Origin of the sequence: Granulicella mallensis, assembly GCF_014203225.1 — a bacterium.
Lineage (GTDB): Bacteria > Acidobacteriota > Terriglobia > Terriglobales > Acidobacteriaceae > Granulicella > Granulicella mallensis_A.
Map to the genome: position 1 here is coordinate 207762 of NZ_JACHIO010000010.1, position 21019 is coordinate 228780.

The 21019-nt window shown below is 53.5% G+C and carries 17 protein-coding genes and 1 pseudogene; 13 read left to right on the forward strand and 5 right to left on the reverse strand.

Annotated elements, in window-relative coordinates; genetic code table 11:
* The first annotated feature begins 33 nt into the window (after positions 1–33).
* From HDF15_RS13330 to HDF15_RS13340, 3 genes are read left to right on the forward strand one after another with little or no spacing between them, the layout of a single operon-like run.
* The gene (locus tag HDF15_RS13330) at positions 34–1131 is read left to right on the forward strand and encodes a redoxin domain-containing protein (protein WP_184256294.1); all 1098 of its coding nucleotides are present in this window, start codon (positions 34–36) and stop codon (positions 1129–1131) included.
* 54 nt (positions 1132–1185) lie between these two features.
* On the forward strand, positions 1186–1635 hold the full coding sequence (locus HDF15_RS13335; RefSeq protein WP_184256296.1) for a DUF6130 family protein: 450 nt from the start codon (positions 1186–1188) through the stop codon (positions 1633–1635).
* 33 nt (positions 1636–1668) lie between these two features.
* Positions 1669–2706 carry a D-cysteine desulfhydrase family protein gene (locus tag HDF15_RS13340; RefSeq protein ID WP_184256298.1) on the forward strand — a complete coding sequence of 346 codons (1038 nt, stop codon included), beginning with the start codon at positions 1669–1671 and terminating at the stop codon, positions 2704–2706.
* Positions 2707–2920: 214 nt separating this feature from the next.
* Here the strand turns inward: HDF15_RS13340 and HDF15_RS25540 are convergent, their stop codons facing one another.
* Together HDF15_RS25540 and HDF15_RS13350 are read right to left on the reverse strand one after the other, a co-directional pair.
* Positions 2921–3067 carry a hypothetical protein gene (locus tag HDF15_RS25540; protein ID WP_221314409.1) on the reverse strand — a complete coding sequence of 49 codons (147 nt, stop codon included), beginning with the start codon at positions 3065–3067 and terminating at the stop codon, positions 2921–2923.
* Between the two features lie 844 nt (positions 3068–3911).
* Positions 3912–4139, reverse strand: a pseudogene (locus HDF15_RS13350) (tyrosine-type recombinase/integrase); the annotation flags it as partial.
* A gap of 177 nt (positions 4140–4316) precedes the next feature.
* On the opposite strand from HDF15_RS13350, the gene HDF15_RS13355 reads away from it, so the two are divergent.
* The 4 genes from HDF15_RS13355 to HDF15_RS13370 all read left to right on the forward strand — a co-directional run bounded on the left by HDF15_RS13355 (position 4317) and on the right by HDF15_RS13370 (position 9324).
* Positions 4317–4931: an ECF-type sigma factor gene (locus HDF15_RS13355; RefSeq protein WP_184256302.1), complete on the forward strand. Its 615-nt coding sequence runs from the start codon at positions 4317–4319 to the stop codon at positions 4929–4931.
* Positions 4932–5094: 163 nt separating this feature from the next.
* Positions 5095–7755 carry a serine/threonine-protein kinase gene (locus HDF15_RS13360; protein ID WP_221314410.1) on the forward strand — a complete coding sequence of 887 codons (2661 nt, stop codon included), beginning with the start codon at positions 5095–5097 and terminating at the stop codon, positions 7753–7755.
* Positions 7756–7789: 34 nt separating this feature from the next.
* Positions 7790–8434, forward strand: a complete 645-nt coding sequence (locus HDF15_RS13365; protein ID WP_184256306.1) for a rhodanese-like domain-containing protein — start codon at positions 7790–7792, stop codon at positions 8432–8434.
* A gap of 356 nt (positions 8435–8790) precedes the next feature.
* On the forward strand, positions 8791–9324 hold the full coding sequence (locus HDF15_RS13370; RefSeq protein WP_184256308.1) for a sigma-70 family RNA polymerase sigma factor: 534 nt from the start codon (positions 8791–8793) through the stop codon (positions 9322–9324).
* Between the two features lie 106 nt (positions 9325–9430).
* Here HDF15_RS13370 and HDF15_RS13375 read toward each other — a convergent pair whose 3' ends face one another.
* On the reverse strand, positions 9431–9847 hold the full coding sequence (locus HDF15_RS13375) for a secondary thiamine-phosphate synthase enzyme YjbQ (protein WP_184256310.1): 417 nt from the start codon (positions 9845–9847) through the stop codon (positions 9431–9433).
* A gap of 48 nt (positions 9848–9895) precedes the next feature.
* A complete protein-coding gene (locus tag HDF15_RS13380; protein WP_184256311.1) occupies positions 9896–11008 on the reverse strand; it encodes a hypothetical protein in 1113 nt (370 codons plus the stop codon).
* 437 nt (positions 11009–11445) lie between these two features.
* Between HDF15_RS13380 and HDF15_RS13385 the strand changes: the two genes are divergently transcribed.
* The 6 genes from HDF15_RS13385 to HDF15_RS13410 all read left to right on the forward strand — a co-directional run bounded on the left by HDF15_RS13385 (position 11446) and on the right by HDF15_RS13410 (position 19738).
* Complete coding sequence (locus HDF15_RS13385) at positions 11446–14868, forward strand: Plug and carboxypeptidase regulatory-like domain-containing protein (RefSeq protein ID WP_260331058.1); 3423 nt, start codon at positions 11446–11448, stop codon at positions 14866–14868.
* A 475-nt stretch (positions 14869–15343) separates the two neighbouring features.
* Positions 15344–16144 carry a YncE family protein gene (locus tag HDF15_RS13390; protein ID WP_184256313.1) on the forward strand — a complete coding sequence of 267 codons (801 nt, stop codon included), beginning with the start codon at positions 15344–15346 and terminating at the stop codon, positions 16142–16144.
* Between the two features lie 20 nt (positions 16145–16164).
* Entirely contained in the window at positions 16165–16749 is a 585-nt protein-coding gene (locus HDF15_RS13395) for a hypothetical protein (protein WP_184256314.1), read from the forward strand.
* Positions 16750–16993: 244 nt separating this feature from the next.
* Entirely contained in the window at positions 16994–17767 is a 774-nt protein-coding gene (locus HDF15_RS13400; protein ID WP_260331048.1) for a carboxypeptidase-like regulatory domain-containing protein, read from the forward strand.
* Between the two features lie 135 nt (positions 17768–17902).
* Positions 17903–18460 (forward strand): histidine-type phosphatase, encoded by a 558-nt coding sequence (locus HDF15_RS13405; protein ID WP_184256315.1) that lies wholly within the window; start codon positions 17903–17905, stop codon positions 18458–18460.
* Positions 18461–18901: 441 nt separating this feature from the next.
* Positions 18902–19738 carry a hypothetical protein gene (locus tag HDF15_RS13410; RefSeq protein ID WP_184256316.1) on the forward strand — a complete coding sequence of 279 codons (837 nt, stop codon included), beginning with the start codon at positions 18902–18904 and terminating at the stop codon, positions 19736–19738.
* 259 nt (positions 19739–19997) lie between these two features.
* Here the strand turns inward: HDF15_RS13410 and HDF15_RS13415 are convergent, their stop codons facing one another.
* Positions 19998–20516 (reverse strand): heme-binding protein, encoded by a 519-nt coding sequence (locus HDF15_RS13415; protein WP_184256317.1) that lies wholly within the window; start codon positions 20514–20516, stop codon positions 19998–20000.
* Positions 20517–21019 lie beyond the last annotated feature (503 nt).

The window sequence follows — 21019 nt, forward strand, 5'->3', positions numbered from 1 at the left end:
CGGAACAGGCCACTTCCAATTGGAGAGCAAAAGATGTCCGTGAGAAGCAACACACGTTATCCGCGCTTCCTTGGCGCTGCAGCTTTAACCCTCGCTATCATTCAACGCGGGTTGATCGGTTGCGCGAGAGCGCAACGCAGCGACTCTTCCTTAGGCGTTCGATTGCCAGGTGAAGGGGAATTGCAGTCTCTGGGGCGCGCGACCGGGTGGCTCAATTCGGAGCCTTTGACGCCTTCCGGCCTGCGCGGCAAAGTCGTCCTCGTCGACTTCTGGACCTACTCCTGCATAAATTCGATCCGCACACTTCCGTATCTCCGTGCGTGGGCCGAGAAGTACAAGGATCATGGCTTGGTGGTTATCGGGATACAAGCGCCTGAGTTCTCATTTGAGGAAAACATCGATAACGTCCGCTGGGCTGTAAACGATATGAGACTTAATTATCCGATCGCTATTGATAACGAGGATGCGATATGGAGCGCCTTCGATAACGAAGCGTGGCCGGCTCTCTATTTCATCGATGCGAAAGGGCACGTTCTCCATCATCAATTAGGCGAGGGCGGATACGCACAGGCAGAAATGATTATTCAGCAGTTGATTGCCGAGGCCGGAAACGACGGCTTCGATCATGGTCTAGTTTCCGTCGATGCGCGCGGTGCTGAAGCTGCGGCCGATTGGGGAAGCTTGAAGTCTCCAGAGACTTATGTCGGCTATGAGCGCAGCGAGAACTTTGGAAGTGCCGGTGGTACCGCACGGAACAAGAGTCGGCTTTACACCAGCCCTGCCGAGTTGAAACTCAATCATTGGGCTCTTGCCGGAGATTGGACTGTAGGGAAACAAGGGGCAGTGCTAAACGCTGCTAATGGGCGAATCGTCTATCGATTCCATGCGCGTGATCTTCACCTTGTTATGGGACCGGTAGCGCGAGGCAGCGCCGTGCGATTTCGTGTGCTCATCGATGGACGACCTCCCGGTGCTGCCCACGGAATCGACGTGGACGATCAAGGAAATGGCGCAGTCATCGAACAGCGTATGTATCAGTTGATACGGCAACCGAAGCCTATTTCAGATCACACATTCGACATCGAGTTTCTCGATCCGGGCGTGGAGGCTTTTGTATTCACGTTTGGGTAATCGATGGCCGAGCACACCAGCGGAAATAGTAAGAAAGCTTCAGGAAGAGGACTCATGAAACATCTCAAATTTTTACGGGTGATTGGAACCACAGTCATCCTCTATTCCCTAACGGGGATTGCACAGACCGCAAGGGAGATCCGTGGCCCAGCGGCAGTTGTGCCGCTCCTGAGCGAACCCGCACCGAGAATTGTTGTAGATCCTCCGCTTGCGGGCCCGCTCTCGTTCGGACGTGTTGTCATCCAGTACCGTACCGAAAACCTGCATATCGTTCCTGTGTTCGGACCCGCGGCGCTCTCTGTGTCTCCGCGCATCGGACACATTCACGTGACCGTGGACGATCTCCCTTGGCACTGGGCAGATGCCAGCGGCGAACCGCTCATCCTGAATGGTTTTCCTCCCGGACCACATACGGTCCTGATCGAACTGGTCAATCCAAACCACCAAACCATCGATAAAAGCGTTGTCACCTTCGTCGTTCCGAAAGTAACCCGTGATCACTGAACTCGAAAGGAGATTCACGATGAGGCGCCAACGATGACCACCCAATACGAATCCCTATTTCAGCGTTTCCGCCGCACACAGCTTCTGGAGGGTCCCACACCCATTCAGCGGCTGCATCGCCTGGAGCATGTTTTGGGAACCGGTGTACGCCTCTTTGTAAAACGCGACGATTTGATGGGTCTCGGTGGAGGTGGCAACAAGCTGCGGAAACTCGAGTTCCTGTTGGGCGAGGCGATTGAGCAAGGGTGCGATACCTTCATCACAACTGGCGGCCTGCAATCGAACCACGCACGGTTAAGCGCCGCATCCGCAGCGCGAGCGGGGCTTGCATGCGAGCTTATCCTTACTGAGGTTGTGCCTAGAACGGATGTGGCGTATCGACGCAACGGCAATATTCTGCTTGATGAAATATTCGGGGCAAGAATCCATCTGCTCGATGGCATGGAGAACGCCCTGTATTTTGCTGACGAGCGAGCCGAGGTTCTGAAGAAGGAAGGCCGACGCCCCTACGTCGTAGGTGCAGGAGGTAGCTCACCAGTCGGTTGCCTTGGCTATGCGGCATGCGCGACAGAGATTGCAGAGCAAGAGTTGGCTATAGACGGCGGCTTTGCTCATATCGTCCTTGCAAATGGAAGCTCCGGAACGCATGCCGGCCTCGCTGCTGGCTTTACCGCGATGGGGATGGATACCGCAAGAGTACGTTCGTACGCCGTTCTCAATACTGCGGAGAAGACGCAGAAGACTACCCGTGACCTTGCCAGCGCAACTCTCTCGCTGATTGACACAACCAAGTCAATAGCCCCCAACACAATCGATGTGGTCGGCAATCAACTTGGGGATGGATATGGTATTCCGACTCCGGCTATGTTGAGTGCGGTGCGAACGATGGCCCGAACCGAAGGACTTCTGCTCGATCCGGTGTACACCGGCAAGGCTTTCGCGGGCTTGCTTTCCGAAGTAAACAGTGGAGCTCACCGCGATGGCGACGCAATTCTGCTCCTGATGACCGGCGGTCTTCCCGGTCTGTTTGCGTATCAACCCGCTTTTGAAGATGCCCTTAGGGTGTCCTGATGGACTGCCGTTTCGCAAGGCCCACAACCGCTCACACGGTGGAAGTCGTAGGTTCGGACCTGCCGAAAAACTCAAAACAACCCAGCCACCGATTTGTCGGCGAATCATCTACCCTATGGAGAGGCAATAAGGACATGCGAATCGTCCTCACACAACCACCTCGACGCCGACCATCTCGCTAAAGTCCAGTCCGAAATGGCGGAAATGGGCGCTCCTACTGTTCGTGCTGTTTGGATGGAAGGGTAACGGGGAGTGGGTCGCTCTTGAAGGTTGCCATCGTCTTCGCGCTGCCCACGCCCTCGGCCTCACGCCCCGTAATTGACCCCATCGAGTGGAGTGAGGATGTCACGACCGAGGACATTGGAACGGACCATCAAGATGTCTGGACAATCGCAGAAATTTGCGAGCGCAACGCACAAAATATCACCCTATCCTTTTAGGCTACAAAGTGCCCGACGAATCGAATAAACAATCTTTATTTCGCGTATGGGGAACGGCGTGGGGAAGCTGTGGGAAATAGTCATATCCCCTTTATTATCAATGCATGTGAATCCTTGGGGACAACCACTAGCCAGGAACAGGCGGCTGTCGCTGCAGCAAGAATTGACCGGCCAGGATGACGCCGTGCAAATCGTCAACAAAGAGACTGAAAGTCCGTTTCACTGGCCATTCTGTGGTCGAATGGCAGAGGTTTGGTGGACAGAGGACGTGGGTTCGATAAGGGGGCGATAACCGTTTCCGAAGGTGCCTCTAGGCGCTCAGAGAGCCATCCGTTGCGCCTGGTTTCTTACGGTTACGAGTTTCTACTTTTCTGTCACGGCATAAGATTGCAGTGAGTCTCATCTGCATTGAATTCTCCCCCACACTGGATGCGATAGAGATTGTTTCTGTGAGTTGAAGTGTGCCTGCTCAGAACTTCAGTCTGGTGGTGGCGCCACGGTAGCGCCAGTGCCCCTTGCAATAGTAGAGGCAGGGGACCGCCAATCCGCTTGATGCTCGGGGACCCTTTGGGGACCCATTTGATTGTCTGCTACTACGCGAAGGATGCGTTCCGATGGCTTCCCACGCATTTGTTTTGTTGCAGTTATGGTTTACCCGGGTTCTTTCACGGCGGTAACACGGGTTCGAATCCCGTCGGGGACGCCAAATCATTTCAACAACTTAGCGCAAATCCCTAAAATCTGCCACCGTCCGATAAGAAAAAGCTATTTTTCGGATGGCCTTTTTGCCGACTGAAAAACCAGCCGGGTTACTTTGCCCTGAGCCGCACGTTTGGTTTCCCTGATGGCTTGGGCATACAGATTGAGGGTGATACTGCTATTGGCGTATCGCATCAGTTCCTGAACAGTCTTCACGTCCTCGCCATGCGACTTCAAGATCGTCGCGTAGGAGTGACGGAACGTGTGACATTCCACCTTACCGGTGATCATCGCCTCTTTTAGAGCGGGCTTTCTTCCTTATTTGATGGTGTTTGGTAAAGTTCGACGGTAGGATCCAATCCCAACGGCAATCGACTTCGAAACGACCTGTTCTTTCAACAAGAAATGCAGGGTTATCACCTGTGGGGCGTTCATGCCGGGGCATGCTATTTTTTGAAGAGGAGACTCTGAATGTCCAAGGGGGCGCCCCTCAGTGCAGCACTTGAAGGTCGGGGTGATGTAACCAGTCTTCTCGCTCTCTGGAGTCGAGGAGACGATTCAGCCCTCGAACAACTCACTCCCATTATTTACGACGATTTACTTCGCCTTGCCAAGGCAAAGTTGAGACGCGAGTATGGCGATTGCACGCTTGAACCAACGGGTTTGGTTCACGAAGCCTATCTCCGGCTGGCTGGCCAGAGCAAGGTACATGCTGAAAGTCGTATCCATTTCTATGCGATTGCAGCCAATACCATGAGACGCGTGCTGATTGAGCACGCGAGAAACCATAACGCTCAGAAACGGGGCGGCGGGATGAGGATTACATTGCAAACGGGGATGGATATCGCCCAGGAGCGCCCGCCGGACTTTATCATGCTGGATGAAGCCCTTGGACGACTGGCACAAATTGATAAAAGGAAGAGCCAAGCCATCGAACTTAAGTATTTTGGCGGTCTGAGTACGGAAGAAATTGGTCTGCATTTAGGGATTTCGGTGGCGACTGTCGGCCGCGAACTCCGCCTGGGACAAGCATGGATACGCCGCGAGATGTCAGGCGCTCTGATCGATAACAAAGATGAAAAGTGATCGTTGGCAATTGATCGAGGAGATCTTTCAGGGAGCCCTGGACCGGCCATCGGAGGAACGGAAGCAGTTTGTCGAGCAGGCGTGTGGGAATGACAAGCAACTACGCTCCGAGATCGAGTCTCTTCTTGCAAGCGACAATGACGCCGAGAGCGTACTCCATTCCGTGATAGCGAAAGACCTGAAGGAAATGACGAGTACTTCAGGCCCCTCGGAGATCGGGCTGCGCCTTGGCCCCTATCTTCTGGTGCGCGAGTTAGATAGCGGGGGGATGGGAGTTGTGTACTTTGCTGTTCGTTCTGACGATCAGTATTTCCAGATCGTGGCTATCAAAACGATTCGCAAGGGGCGCGACTCAGAGGAGATGGTTCAACAGTTTCGCATGGAACGGCAGGTTCTGGCGACGCTAAACCACCCGAATATCGGTGCCATTCTTGATGGAGGCGAGACCGAAGATGGTCGTCCCTTCATCGTGATGGAGTATGTGGAAGGTCAGCCGATTACGCTTGCCAGCAAAAACCACAACCTGTCGATCCGGCAACGCATTGAACTATTTCGTTCGGTATGTTCCGCCGTTCACTACGCTCATCAGAAGCTGATCCTGCATCGAGACATCAAGCCAAGCAACGTGATGGTTACGCCGGAGGGCATGGTCAAGCTCATTGACTTCGGAATTTCAAAACCGCTGGTGCCGCAACCGATTCAAGGACATGTTTCCTCTGCGGAAACCAGCTCCAGAATGATGACTCCTGACTATGCAAGCCCGGAGCAGCTTCAGGGAAAACAACTGACGACTGCTACTGACATCTATTCTCTGGGAGTCCTGCTGTTCGAGCTTCTGACAGGTTCGCGTCCCTATAAGCTTCAAAATCTGTCGGACGCCGCAACGGAGCAAGTCGTTTTCAAGAAAGATAGCTGGAAGCTAAGCCTGGCTCCAGATCTGCCTCGCCGGATCCGAAAGGAGTTATCGGGAGACCTCGACGGGATTGTACTGAGGGCGATGGATCCCGATCCATCACGACGCTACCTGTCGGTTCAGCACTTTGACGAGGATCTGTTTCGCTACCTGGAAGGAAGGCCTGTTTCCGCGAGAAAGACATCCGCTGCCTATCGATTGAGAAAGTTGATGCAACGCCATAAGACAGCGGTGGTTGCGACATCTGCCGTCTCTGTAGCATTATTTTTTTCTCTCCTCATCGGTTCGAGGCAATCTCGCCTGGCCGATCGTCGAGTGCGGCAGGTTCGGACGCTTTCGGACTCCGCTATCTCGGATATGACCGACAAGCTCCAACATTCTTCCGCCTCCGCAGAGACACAGGCAGCAATTTTCCGCAGTGCGCTCCGGTATTTGGATGGACTGCAAAAGAGCACTGGAAACGACCCTCGATTATTGCTTGAACTGTCCAAAGCTTATGTGCGCGTTGGCGACCTGGAGGGGTCACCCTCGGTTGCCGATTTGGGCAACTCGGATGCTGCCATTACCAGCTACCAGGGAGCTTTGCGGGTTGCCATGGAAGCGAATAGCCGAACACCTGGTTACGAGAGCACTGAAGCTGTCATTGAAGCCTATCAACGCCTGGGCAGCATCGAAAAGTTTCTCGGAAGCCTGCATCAAGCGAATGATCATTACCAGCAAGGACTTTTGTTGGCACAAGGTTTCTGGAAGCAAAGACCAGCCGATCCGACTCGTATACGGCTTTTGGCGATGAGCTATGCAGGAATCGGCGATGTCAATCTCGGGGGCTTGAATCCGGAGCAGGCATTAGATAGATATTCTGCGGCTTTACGGATATTCGGGGACAATCCAAACGGCGCCGAAGATCATGATCGAATACTGATTAAGCTTTATCTTAACGAAGCGGACGCTCTCAACGAACTTGGCCATCAATCGGAGTCTCTAGCCTACCATCGAAAAGCGGTGGCTCTCGCCGAGGCTTTAGTGCAAAGGTTTCCATCCTCGGCCCAAGTGCGACGCGCGCTCTTTTTGGCGGACGAGAAGGTCGTCCTGGTTTTAGCTGGAAGAGACGCCCTGAATATAGGAGATTCCGCGCAGGCGCAGATCTACGCTCGAAAGGCACTTGCGATTGCGCAAATGCTCGTTGGGATCGACAGCACAAATGCTCAGGCAAATTTCGATCTGGCTCTCGCATACCAGGCGATGGGTGACTCTTTTCGCCTTGACAACATGCACATGGCCAGCGTGTGGTATCGAAGTTCGATTACTCTCACGAAGCGGTTGACTCCGATGTATGGCGCGGCCGCGCGGCACTTGATCGCGATACGGGATGAGGCGCTGGCGGAAGTGCTCCCCAGCGAAGCGGACGCGCCGGAGCGGCTGCGTCTTCTTCTGGAAGCAAATCTGATCAGGTGGGAATTGGCCGAGAGTAGTCCGCATGGGCGCCTCCATTTGATGGGATCGTACTGCAAGTTGAGCGATGCGGAACTCGCCGTGAAAGATCTTGCAAAGGCTCGCCAGTACTCGAATGCAGCGTTGCCCTTTCTCCATGAGTTCGGGACGGAGTCTCCCAGTTTGCTGGTTCTGAGAGACGTAGGGTCCTGCTATGAAAGTGAAGGAAATGCACAGTTTCACGCGGCATTGGACCCAACCCTCCCTCCTGCTGCTCGGCATGCTGCCGAAGCCGAGTCGAATGAGTGGTATCGGAACAGTGCAAAGGTGTGGGCAACGTGGAATAGACGAGGCGTAGCTACAGCGGAAAGCGAACAGGAACGGCAACGGGTAGAACGGCTCCTCAAAAGATCGAGCGATCTCTCCCAGAGAGATAAAGAACAACTGAAATTAGTGGCAAAGGATGATCGAAAACCGTGATGCAGTGCGCATATAGGTAAAGAGGAAGATTCATTTGCCGGAACCATCAGAACTTCAGCAGCTAACAGCAGCCGAGCTGGAGAAAGAATGTCGCCAGGGTGCTCTTATTTTGGACACAAGAGCCGCAGAACAATTTGCCACGTTCCATATTCCCAAAACGCTACAGATTGGCCTCATGGGGCCTTTTGCAAGTTGGGCAGCGATCCTGATCAGGCCTACGCAGCAACTTCTAATCATTGCCGAAGATTCAAATAGTGCCTATGAGGCACAAAACCGTTTGGCAAGGGTAGGTCTCCAAAATGTGATCGGATATGCTCTCGCAGACGAGAAGGCGTGGCGTCGGCAAGGCTTCACGCTCATCAGTCTCCCTATACATCGGTGTGACGATATACGCCAGGCTCTACAAGAAGATCGCCCACTGCAGCTCATCGACGTCCGTAGCCGGGCGGAGTGGTTGAAAGGGCACCTGCCTGGTGCGATCTCGATGCCTTTGCTTGAACTCAGTTCAGACGCCGCATCCGTCGATCTCTCTAAACTCAATGTTTTGTACTGCGAGGAAGGATATCGAGCGACGACTGCGGCCAGCCTTCTGCTACGGAGTAACTCCGGCGATCTCGGTATTTTGATCGACGGAATGGAGGGATGGCGAGCCTCCGATTTGCCCCTGGAAACGTCATAGACGAGCGGACGCATCTCGTGTTGATGATTTGCCGGACGATTTCCCAAAAAAATGCAATCGGATGATCGATCTGTAGCCTCCTTTGCGCATTCTAAGCTGAGAAACAAAAACGCCATCGTTAAGGAGCAGCGTTTACTGGATCAGCTTGAATGATTGGGCAACTTGAATGGGTGGGGCCACCTGCTTATTCCAAGCGATCGATTCGTTTTCTGTCAGAGAGCAAGCTGAACGCAGGTAAATAGAGGCATCCCAGTGTAAGCACTTCTCTAAAACTATGAATATGGCTGCAGTTATGTAGACATCCACGAATACTTCATCGGCGGTTGCCAAGTCATCATGATCGGAAGCTAATACTTATGCTCTGCGAACACTACGGCTCAGTCGAGGCTTACAGCTCAAGCGTCGAACATATCAATGCGTTATATGGCTACGCGATGGTTCTGACTCGCAACTCTGCGGAAGCAGAGGATCTGGTACAGGAAACGTACGTGCGTGCCATACCGGCAATAAGCAGGCTCCGTGGGGAGAGCAATATAAAAAATTGGCTCTTTAAAATTCTCCGAAACGCATGGCTGAACCAACTGAGGAAACAGAGAACCGGCCCTCAGATCGTTCAATTTGATATGGAGTTTAGTTCTGCAGGTGACTTAGCCGATCCTGGCAAACAATCCTATGAGAGCTATGTGAACAAGCTGGAAGCCGAGCAGGTACGAGCGGCGATTGAACAGTTACCTGCCGAATTCCGAGAGATTATTGTGCTACGCGAATTTGAAGAATTATCGTATCAGGAGATCGCTTATCTTCTGGATTGCCCTACAGGGACAGTCATGTCGCGTCTTGCAAGAGCGCGCTCTAAGCTTCGGGCATTGCTTTCACCAGCCTTTGCATGATGAACTGTGCCGTAGCAACTCCTGCACGGCCTTGAGGTCGTCTCTATTGGCATGAAGAAGCGTTGCAGGGAGAGCGTCGGTCCTACAGTTCTTTATCGCCTTTGGATTATTCTCCCACCAGGTGAAGGACGATCTCTCGTCTGTGAGGATGCACTCTGTGCTCAAAAAGGTAGACACCCTGCCAGGTACCCAGTACGAGAACGCCCTTCACCACAGGGATTGATAATTGAACCTGAGTCAGTGCCGTCTTCAGATGAGCCGGCATGTCGTCTGGACCTTCTGAGTCATGTTCGTACGCTCCATCTTCGGGTGCGATGCGGTCGAAGTATGCTTTGAGGTCGAGGCGCACGGTCGGATCGGCATTCTCCTGAATCAACAGCGAAGCAGAGGTGTGTCGGCAAAAGACCGTCAATAGTCCGGTCTGCACCTGTTGGCCGCTTGTCCACTGGCTGATACTCGATGTGAATTCGTAGAGACCCTGGCCTCGCGTTGTGATTTCAAGATTGTGCACTGCTTGCTTCAATCGACTCTTCCTCCGCTTTCCTTAAATATTACTTTCCTGTGCTCGCCATCAATGTCCAGCCTCAGGGAGACGATGACAGGCTACTACTTCGAAGGTATCGAGTGACGAGGCCATGGTATTTACGCGGAGCAGGATCTCAAACTGAGCATTGCGATCATAAACGTCGATACCGTGCTCCTGAAGCACTCGATCTATGGAATCCACATCTGTGACCAACCTGTAGGCCGCTTCCGTGGCTACAGCGTTGGAACCGGCAAGGATCAGAATGTGCCCTGTTTGATTCGGGTTCTCGAGCAATCCTATAATCGCAAACGCCTGACCTGTACCCCATCCTGGAGACGTAGGAGCATAAACGGATGTCTCTCCGTGTCCGACTCTTCGGTTATTAATAATTTCTTCATGCCGCGTTAGATCATATGTGAAATAGAAATCGAGCCGGCCCTGAAAGAGAGCAACCCAGGGATCCGACACTGGGCTGCCGAGTAGTATAAAGTTGTCTTCCGTCTTGAAGTCCTGGGATTGAAGCGTTCTGGCGCGATAGGTGTTGATAGGCCCCGATGGGAGCAGACTCCTGACACCGAGGGCAAAGTCGGCATCAATCATAGGAACGTTATTACCCTTGAAGAGCCGTCCTATAACGCTGGAAGGATGATCCAGTAGCTGTTGCGTGGGTAAGTAGCGATGGTCCGCGTAGTCTGTGAGTAAAATCGCGCTCCCGGTGAGCCCTTGAAGAGCAACGATATCGGGATCGCTAAACACAATCTTCAGTTGCTCTCGGCGCGGCAGCATAGCCGCCCACGGCAGACGGTCGGCTTTGGTTGACGGCATGCGGTAGTGATACACGCTCGCCAAAAGCCCCAACACCAGCAAGGCCATCGCCACCGGCAAGAGGCGGCGCCAGATGGAAGGCCGTGTAGCCGGTGGTTGCGGAATCTTCTCTGGCTCGGATGGCTGTGGAGGGCTGGGCACCTCTGGTGGGGCAGCCTGTTCAACGAACTCAATGACATAGGCCCCGGGAGGCAGGTCGAGACGGATGTCTGTTTCGACATCATCATAGAAACGCTTCAGCCGTCTTCTGACGTCGGTCGCAGTCACGCGCACGATCGCATCCTCGCCCGTATCGTAGGTGGGATCACGGCCGAACAACTGCATCCCAATCATGCGTTCCTTCAACTCGTCGTGCTGGCCCGCCAGCGTCTTATCGAGGAGATATTGTAGAAACTCACAACTCCTGCGACTTCTGCTGAACGCTCGACTTGTTACGATCCGATCAACATGGTGCCGTAGCTCGTTCGCGCGCGAAACGATCAAATCGGTCCTGAGGGCGAACAAATCTTCATTCGACGGTTCCTGTTTTATCGGGTTCACACGGCGAACATATCAAATCCACGATTCATGACTGTTAAAACTCACGTTAGGAAATAAATCTCTTATTTACAATGACATCCCAAACTGTTACGAATCCGGCCCTAACTACCGGATCGACGGCTGACGTGTGTACATAGAGGAGGAACATTGATTTCACTGCCAGCCGGGAGATGAAAGTGAAGCTAAGCCGTCAAGGATTTCGGAATATCGTTTGGGCGCTGGTTTGTTTGATGGGCATTCACCTATGTATGTACGGGCAATCGGACACTAGCACGATTACAGGTTTCGTCAAGGATCCATCGGGAGCGATGGTTTCCAACGCACAGGTCACAGCGATATCTGAGACCACGCAGGAAAGCCATACGATCACTACAGATAAGAGCGGATACTACTCGCTTTCAAATCTTTCAGCTGGATTTTATTCCCTGTCCGTTCACATGCAGGGATTCAAGTCCTTTGAAAGCGTCCACAATAAGTTAGACGCACTGTCGACCTTATCGATCAACGCCTCACTGGCCGTTGGGACTTCCAACGAGTCTGTGGAGGTGACCTCGAGCGCGGATCGAATCCAGACCGATTCCGGGTCGGTTCAGCACCTGATCCCCGGGGAGCAGATTCAGCATCAGGAACTCAACGGCCGGAACCCGGTCTTTATGGCTGAATTACTGCCTGGTGTGATCACGGGATCTACACTTGGTGATTTCAATTTCGGCGTAAGTAAGCCGGGCTTCTCCGTCAACGGCGCGGAGTCGACAAGCACAACGGTAACGCTTGATGGTGCGCCTGCCGTTCGTACTCGCGCAAACACGTACGTTATTGGCGCTCCGAACGTGGACTCAACCGAAGAAATTCAAGTGTTGACCGCGGCCTACTCGGCTGAATACGGCGGGGCCAGTGGTGCTCAGGTCCGCATGGTCAGCAAAAGTGGAACGACCGACTTCCATGGAACGGTATATGAATATTTGCGAAATTCGGCATTGAATGCGAATACCTGGTCGCGCAACCAAAGTCCGACAACAAGATTTGCATCACCTTTTCGTTATAACGACTTCGGCTTTGCCGCAGGGGGGCCGATCTGGACTCCGGGTCTGCCATCCACACTGCGCAGAAAGCTCTTCTGGTTTGTGGCCGAAGATTGGATCCGATACAGGTATACGGATACTAATTTTGAAACTGTCCCCACAAGCCTCATGCACATGGGTAATTTCAGCGAATTACTCGGGCCGAACCCGTTTTATAGCACCCCTAAGATCATCACCAACCCATTTGATTGCACGACCAACAACGGAAAGAAGACCTGCGCGCCGTTTGCTGGAAACATTATCCCGCAAAATCTGTGGAGCTCCAACGGAATGGCTATCCTGAGCGTTTATCCGGAGCCTATCCCGGGGTTGCTCGTCAACGGAGATCAGAACTGGGAAGCTACGGCCCCTCATCCGATCAACCAGAGAAAAGGTACTTACGACTTCGATGTCATTGTGAACGATAGGCACCACATCTCATTTCGGCGAACAGACCTCTCCTATAACGAATATTCGGCCCTCGATCAGGGGTTGGGGTTGACAGGTGTGTTCAAGACGTGGCCGAACCAGACGAACACTCTTTCCTGGGTCTGGACCATCACACCCACAACGGTCAATGAGATGAGCGGGACTCTTAGCATTGACCGGGTATCACAGCCGGCCAATCTTGCGGACCCGGGCTTTAATCGAAGCAATTATGGAATTAACTATAGCTACATCGTTGCCGGGGGTAAGGACCTCAACAAAATTCCGAGCCTAAGCCTGCCGAGTCCTTTCTTTAGTTTGAGTGGTGGGCCCTATCCATCCCACTCCGGTGGACCGATCTATTCCTACAGGGATAGCCTGACGAAATCATCGGGGAACCATCTCTTCAAGTTCGGCTTTTCATATGACTATCGGGGCGAGGATGATGACGACCAGATCAACATTACAACGGTTCCCGGAGGCAGCAGCAACCAGAACGGAACCTTTACTCTTACCGACTCCTATGCGAATGGCAGCGGTCTAGGTCTTGCCAATCTGGCTCTTGGGCTGGCTGATAGTTATACCGAAATCGGACCGCGGGCATACACGATTTGGCGGGGCGCCATGTATGAATCGTTCGCTCAGGACTCGTGGAAGATTACCCCAAAACTGCACCTCGACTATGGGGTGCGCGATACGATTGCTTTCCCCTTTCACTCCCTGTGGGGGAACGCTGCCTACTTCGATCCCGCTCTGTATAACCCGGGGCAGGCTGTCAGTGTCAACCCCAAGACAGGCCTGGTTGCAGTGGGTAGCGGCAACCAATATAACGGAATGGTCATTCCGGGTCTCTCAGGCTTCCCAAACGGCGCCGCGCAACACGGGGTTTTTCAAGCTACCACTCCCGATGCTTACACCAGCTTGTTCAACCCTGGTTTGCCTCGTGGCCTGGTTGATGCTCAAAACGCCCTTCAGCCGCGCCTGGGAATTGCATACCAATTTACCGAGAAGACAGTAATTCGCGGTGGCGGCGGCCGCTTTCTCACTCGCATGGGGTTGCTGGACAACATCTTCCCCGGCGGCAACTCTCCATTCCAGCCTTTCGTTACGGTGTCGGGCATTTCGGTGGACAATCCAGGAGCTGGGTTGAACACTGCTACAGCGCCCACGTTGGCAGTGACAACGTATGACCGCAATATCAGACAACCGGATGCCTGGAACTGGAACGTTACGGTGGAGAGGCAGCTTCCGTGGAGTTCGGTGTTATCCGTTGCCTATGTAGGTCGCCGCGGGTTACACCTCTGGGATTCGGCGGACATCAATGAGCCGCTCCCGGGAACCACGTATGCGAACCCTGGAGTCAACATAGCTGCTTTAGCTCCTTATAAGGGTTTCTCCTCAATCCTGATGGAGCAGAGTGTGGCCAGTTCAAGATACAACTCCTTGCAGATCTTCTGGGAACGGCGGTTCGTCAGGTCTCTGGGTTTCTCGGCTGCTTACACGCTGGCCAAAAGCATGGACAATAGCTCCAGCTATAGTGACACTGTTCCGGATACGTACGACTCAAGCAATCTTTGGGGCCCTTCTACTTTCGATGTTCGTCAGGCCTTTGTTGCTACTTCTACCTATGACTTGCCGTTCCTGAGAGACAAGCGACGCCTCACTGACAAGGTACTCGGTGGCTGGAGGCTCAGCCTCACCGCTCAATTTTTGAGCGGAGCTCCACAGAGTGTCTACACGACGAACACTGACTACGCTGGGGTGGGGGTTCCCGGCCTGCCTCAATTCTGGGTACTGAATGGAAAGCCTCGGTATCCACGCCAGTTCTCGACAGCCTCCACGAGTTCGAATACATACTTCAGTACGACCACATCCAACGGTGGTCCGCTGTTTACCGCACCTACGCAGGGAACCTTCAACCTGCAGCATGGAATTCGCGACGTAATCTACGGTCCCGGATATGAGGATTGGAACGCGGGGCTATTCAAGCAATTTGCCATCAATGAACGGAATAACTTTGAATTTCGGGCCGAGGCCTACGACGTCTTCAATCACGCCAATTGGTCGAGTCCCGGCATCACTCCCGGTACTTCCACCTTCGGCAAGGTCACCAGCAAGACCGCTCTCTCCCGGCAACTCCAGTTATCGCTACGCTACTCGTTCTAAGAACAGGGAGACGGATACTTCTTCCGTCTCCCTATTTCTCTCTTTGTAATTGCCAAAACAACACGCACTGGCTGCGAGGGGTTCGCTCCTCTGGTGCAGCGTCAGGAAGAGCCTCCCCTTGTCCTGAGACTGTGATGGGGCTTGAGGGGAGAATGGAAACCCTTGACTCCATTGTCTGTTCGACCGAGGCAAGGCATCAATATTTTGCCGGTGATGGATGCAGTTACTTTATAGAAGGACTGTCGATCGCTTTGTTCTTCAGCTTTTCTCGTAAGAAGCCGAACTTCCTGAACATTCACTGAAGAGCGTTTGATAGTAAATTTGTTCCTTTGTTACGTTGCCGCACTCCCCGTAGGCCTAACTTTAGAGAAAGATCCTGTGGATCATGAAAGTTGCGAGGTCAGCTTTAATGCGGTTATTGGCGGCGGTACTCTTATCTACTATTTTCTCGGGAATAACGGCTTCAGCACAAGGCGTGCGTAATGATGCGGGGCTGCTAAAGGGTGAATCCCTGCGCCATGTTCAGACGATTACACTTCCTGCGACGATCAAAGGAAATTTTGACCACTTCGGTATCGATCTGGAGAGAAACCGGCTGTTCGCTACACCGGAAGATTTCAAGGCTGTGCTGGTCTTCGATCTAGCTCAAGGTACATTGATTCACCAGATCAGCGGAATCGAGCGTCCCCATGCGGTGCTGTACCGTGAAGATACCGATCGCCTCTATGTGACGGATGGCGGCGATGGGAGTGTGAAGGTATACGACGGCGAGAGCTACAAGCTGCTCAATAGAATTCCTCTTCTTAAAGACGCAGATTCAATCGGCTACGATCTTTCGCGGAAGTATCTGTATGTCGACAACGGTGGCGGGGATGTTCATCAGACCTACTCGATGTTCAGCGTGATTGATACGAGCAGTAATAAGAAGCTCACAGACGTTAAGATCGACGGCGATACGCTCGAAGCCATGGCGCTCGATACCTACCGGCCCCGCATCTACATCAATGACAAGGCAAAGAACACAGTCGTTGTCTTCGACCGGTTCGAAAACACGATCGTCGCGACGTGGCCCATCACAATGGGCAAGGTCAATGTCACGATGGCATTAGACGAACAGCGGCAGCGCCTCTTCGTTGGGTGCAGGGACGGCAAGCTGGTTGTCCTCGATACCAATACGGGCAAGGAACTGCAAAGCCTTCCCATCACACCGGGCGTCGACGACACGATTTACGATCCGAAGAGCAACGGATCTATGCAATCGGTGGTGGCTCTGTAGATGTCTATGACCAGATCAGCATGGATGAGTATGTATCTCGCGGCAGTATCTCCACTGATTCGAGGGCGAAGACGGGGCGGTTTGTTCCGCAACTGAGCCGGCTCTTTATTGCTGCACCCCAGGATGGTGCGAAGAGTGCACGCGTTGAGATCTTTGAGCCGATGAACACGGGCTCGGGAGACGTACGCGGGCCAGAGCCGCAGGAGCCTGTGAATGCGCCTGTCGCCGAAAAGTTGATCCTCAATATACTGTCGAGCCATCCTTACCTGCGCAAGATCGGGCTGCATGTGATTCCGCCTGGCCAAAGCACGATGATTCTTATCGCCAATGGCAATGCAACCAGGCTTGGTATTCATAGCTCGACAGGAGACTTCGCTGCGGTGAAGGACGGTAAGACCTACGGTCCTCATATTGCCGACGGCGGGTTCTACAACATGAAGATGCAGATGTTCGACGCGGCAGAGCGCCGTATTGGGATTCTCGTCATGGAGATTCCAGATACGACAGCGACCAGTCAGGAAGATGCCGCGCTCCGGGCAGAGGCAATTGGCAAGGAACTCTCTGCAAAGATCCCAAATCTGGAGTGGCTCTTCCGGCACAAATAAAGATTTCTTAGCCTGCACATCCTGAACAACTTACTGCCTTTGATCGCAGGGCAGGGTCTTATCCGCGCAGTAGTATGCGCGGACACGACCCCTTATGCCCTGATCCAGGCAGCCCAACTCATCGAATCTGAAGATTCGATGAGTTGGGATTCAGGAAAATTCAACCGCAATGCAATGTTCCTGCAGAGACACTTCGGTTCACTGAAGATGTCAGTCCTCACTTATTTCTTTCATTGGAGATCCCTTGAAATCCCCTCGAATGCAACAACTCGTCTGGCTCCTTCTCCTCTTGGTCTGCGTAGTCTCACCTTCGATGGCGCAGATTGACCGAACCGAGCTCAATGGCACTGTCAGCGATCCGTCTGGCGCCATGCTTTCTGGTGTGACGGTTACGATTCGGCAGGAGGGAACGAATCAGCAGCGAGTCGTCGTCTCCGATAAGCAGGGCCAGTTCGTCGCCTCCTCGCTTCCCATTGGCAGATTCACCGTGGTGTTTCTTCGTGACGGATTTAATGACCTTCGCATTGCCGATGTCGATCTCCATTCCGGCGACGTGCGTACGATCAACGCAAAGATGAAGGTGGGAGCCGTCTCGCAGACGGTACAGGTTGAGGGCGACCGGGCCGGCGCGTTGCTCAACAAAAGCGATGCGACTCTGGGGGGAACAATCCAGTCCGTACAGGTCGCAGAGTTGCCGCTGAACGGCCGCAATCTTACAACGCTTGAGCTATTGGCACCAGGCGCTATCGATGCGGGGTCCGGGCAGCAATCCTCGATCCGCTTTGCGGGAAATGGAACCGATGACAATAACTTTCGCCTGGATGGTGTAGACGCCAGTGGCGTCTTTCATGCATCGCTCAAGTCTGCATTGAGGCTGCAGTTCTCGACGGAATCGATCGCGGAGTTCAAGGTAGATACTGCTGGATACACCGCCGATACGGGTGGTTCTGCAGGTGGTCAGGTCAGCCTGATCTCCAAGACAGGAACGGACGTCTTCCACGGCAGCATCTTCGACTAGACGCTGCCGTCAGAGGACTACGCAGCTCTACTAAATGTTCGCCCTTGGCTTGCGACAACGAAGACGGAGTTGCCAGTAAATCCTTCTTGTCGGCGTTCCTTTGCGGAGAATTTCCAGTTGGAGTATCTGGAGGACATGCCCGCAGATAAAGCAGGGCGGGGGCGTGTTGACGAAGCAAAGATGCGCTCGTTCATGGCAGTCCATGCGGCCGGGTCGGACCTGCTTCAGAGAACGCCCTACATCGCACGTGTACAAGCTTCCAACCTGCTCTCGCATATGTTACGGACGCTTGAGCAAGCCGAGCAACGCAAGGCCGTGGTTGGAGCGATCGGAACAAAGGATGACAACGTGGTCGTTATCGTTGGACACGATGCCAATATTGCGAGTGTGGCCGCCTTGCTCGATGCCGACTGGCTGGTAAGCGGCTATCAAAGAGATGACGCAGCGCCGGGCGGCGCTTTGGTCTTTGAGTTGTGGCAGGAATCTGGGCATCAAGACACTCTTCGGGTGTATTACACGGTGCAAACTCCCGATCAGATGCGCAACACAGTGCGTTTATCCTTGGAGATGCCTCCGGGAAAAGCCGTTGTGTTTCTTCCCAGGTGCAGCAAGCTCGGAGAGGGTTCTCCTTGCGATTGGAGCAGGTTCGAGTCTCTTGCTAAGACGGTGATCGACGATAACTTCGTAAAATAAAAATGAAAGTTAATGGTGTCAAAAGTCACTTAGTTCACAGTGCCTCATCCTCAGCCCATGTCTCTCGTAAGTGATGCTGTCAACTGAACGTCCGAGTATCTGCTAAAGATTTACCCGCCTGCCGGGATTAAGCGGCGAGTGAATCGATTTGCGTTGCTGGAGTTCGGAAGACGCCGATGTAGAGCCAGACAACCTCGATGAGCATCGGCAGACGATCACGATCGTTACGTACCAACCTGATCTTGACCACATGCGCCCGGTGGCTCCGCCATAAACAACGAGACACAATTTCGCGTTGGCGAGGCGGTCAGTATCAAGAACGGCAACACCGGGATGTATGCGTTCCTTTGCTTGCTGATCCTGAGGCGCTCGCGGCTGCATCCGCTAATGTAGGTTGGCCACCTTCAGGTAGCGTTAAGGAACGTCAGTGAAAATCTACGGATGAGTGAGCGCGTCTGTAACGGTCTATGGCCTATCACAGTCTGCGTTCTTGCGACGAGCGTTTGCCTCGCAATTCCGGTGTGGGGCCAATCGTCTCCGGTAGATATCGTGAACACGATGGTCGCTCGCGAACTCGATGCACAGGCCCACAAGGAGCAATTCGACTACCTTTCGGTGGAGCGCTCCGACCGCACGGGTGGAAGGGCTTGGACAGAACATGTCGTTGAAACCTCGTTAGGCCGCGTGCGGTTCCTCATCGCCGAGGATGGCAAGCCGCTATCCGCCGATCGCGATGCGCAGGAGCGTGGACGCCTCGCCCACGATCTAGCTGATCCCCTGGGCTTTGAGGCCCGAGAGAAAGTGCAGAAGGACGACGAAGCGCATGCGCGACAGATGTTGGAGCTGCTGCCGAAGGCTTTTCTGCTTGAAAACATGCGTGAAGAGGGAAGTGATTGGCGTATCGACTTCCATCCGTCACCTAACTACTCACCCAGCGGCATTGAGGAAAAGATCCTCTATGGCATGAATGGATATCTTCTGATTGATCGAAGCCAGCTTCGCCTCCACGCGATTGAGGGCTGCATGCCCCGCGATGTCAACATCGGCTTTGGTTTCCTTGCAACGATCCACGCCGGGAGCAGTTTTTCGTCTCTCAAGGCGCCTTTTTATGGCCAGTGGCGAACCGTGCATGTCCTCGGCGACATACGCGGTAAGGCGGCTTTGTTTAAGTCCATTGCGAAAAATCAAGATGTTACGCGCTCTCAGTTCCACCGCCTCTCAGTGCCTTTGACACTCGCGCAGGCCGTCGCGCTGGCGGAGCAGCCATCGCTTCCTTGAGGTTGAGCTTTATCAAGTCCAGATTCGTAGCATTCCTCTTTGAGATCGAAGTTTAGAGGACGAACGGGTTGCTGCCTTTCATCCAGGCCTAAAGAGGAGGATTGGGTAGCGGATTCGTAGCACGAAGGTCACCTGTTACGTACAGGACACAGAGCCATCGCTGTGCGATGTAACGACAAACGCAACGACCCTGATAAGGGAACATCAGCGATCTGCTCATCCAAAACGTGCCCGCGGCGAGTTGGGCTGTGGGCTGTTGCTAGCGCGATACAGGTTGTGTGCCAGTAGTGGTTGCGAAGGCTGCCGCTGCTGCGTTTGCGATGGTTACGTCTGTATCTTTATTAAGACCGGCGATGCCGATGGCACCGACGATCTCTTTGCCAGCCATCAACGGAACGCCGCCGCGTAGTGTCATAAAGCCAGAGGTGACGAAAGCGGTGCGGCCTTCGTTTACATTGGTTTCTGTTTCTGCGCTGGGGCGTTGTAGTAAGGCGGAGGTGCGCGCTTTCCCGATGGCGAGATCGGGGCTGCCATCACGGACGCCGTCCATCTTGAGAAGGGCAACCAGTATGCCGCTCCTGTCGACAACAGCAATAGCGCAAGGCGCGTGAAGCTTTTGCGCCGCCTGCTCGGCAGCCTCAATGGCCTGTTTTGCACCTGCTTCGCTGATCACATTCACGGTGACAATGGAATCTGCCGCGAGAACCTTTCCTCCGATAGAGAATTCAAGAAGGAAGAAGCAGAAAGAGTATGCAAGCTTTTTTAGAGTAAAGATCATTTATCGAGGCTAGCTGGGGTGGCTTAAGTGGATGTGAAGCCTCTGACTACGATGGCGCCACATGACGACCGATTTAAACGCTGAGGCCTGGAACGAAAAAGCGATGATTTCAACGAAGAGTAGTAGTGGATGGCTCTCTTGCTGCCAGGAGCTAAGGAAAATCAGGCTGAACCCCACGATCAGCCCTCGCCCACTGGTTAGCAGTTGATGCCAAACCAGCCCGTAATGCCGGTTTTCCCTGACTATTTTGGCTGATAACCCATTTAGAATGTGCATCCTGGTGCCGCGATATCACCTCCACAGAGTGGAAGTCGTAGGTTGTTGTTCCACTGTAGCGGACGGCGGATTCCCAGAATCAATTGTCGTGAAGGTGACGAAGTTTGAAAGGGGATTCGAACGAGTCAATCGCGTTTGAGGGGCCGGACAGATCAAGGGCCACCCTTGGGGCGGCCCATCTGCGCAAACTACGGGATGTTGATCTGGTTTGTTTAGTTGTTGTTGTG

Coding starts and splice junctions, on each gene's coding strand:
- HDF15_RS13405 (WP_184256315.1), top strand. CDS start 17,903: ATGCCCGCAGATAAAGCAGGGCGGGGGCGTGTTGACGAAGCAAAGATG.
- HDF15_RS13370 (WP_184256308.1), top strand. CDS start 8,791: ATGCTCTGCGAACACTACGGCTCAGTCGAGGCTTACAGCTCAAGCGTC.
- HDF15_RS13415 (WP_184256317.1), bottom strand. CDS start 20,516: ATGATCTTTACTCTAAAAAAGCTTGCATACTCTTTCTGCTTCTTCCTT.
- HDF15_RS25540 (WP_221314409.1), bottom strand. CDS start 3,067: ATGTCCTCGGTCGTGACATCCTCACTCCACTCGATGGGGTCAATTACG.
- HDF15_RS13340 (WP_184256298.1), top strand. CDS start 1,669: ATGACCACCCAATACGAATCCCTATTTCAGCGTTTCCGCCGCACACAG.
- HDF15_RS13335 (WP_184256296.1), top strand. CDS start 1,186: ATGAAACATCTCAAATTTTTACGGGTGATTGGAACCACAGTCATCCTC.
- HDF15_RS13410 (WP_184256316.1), top strand. CDS start 18,902: ATGAGTGAGCGCGTCTGTAACGGTCTATGGCCTATCACAGTCTGCGTT.
- HDF15_RS13395 (WP_184256314.1), top strand. CDS start 16,165: ATGGATGAGTATGTATCTCGCGGCAGTATCTCCACTGATTCGAGGGCG.
- HDF15_RS13380 (WP_184256311.1), bottom strand. CDS start 11,008: ATGATTGGGATGCAGTTGTTCGGCCGTGATCCCACCTACGATACGGGC.
- HDF15_RS13330 (WP_184256294.1), top strand. CDS start 34: ATGTCCGTGAGAAGCAACACACGTTATCCGCGCTTCCTTGGCGCTGCA.
- HDF15_RS13355 (WP_184256302.1), top strand. CDS start 4,317: ATGTCCAAGGGGGCGCCCCTCAGTGCAGCACTTGAAGGTCGGGGTGAT.
- HDF15_RS13385 (WP_260331058.1), top strand. CDS start 11,446: ATGGGCATTCACCTATGTATGTACGGGCAATCGGACACTAGCACGATT.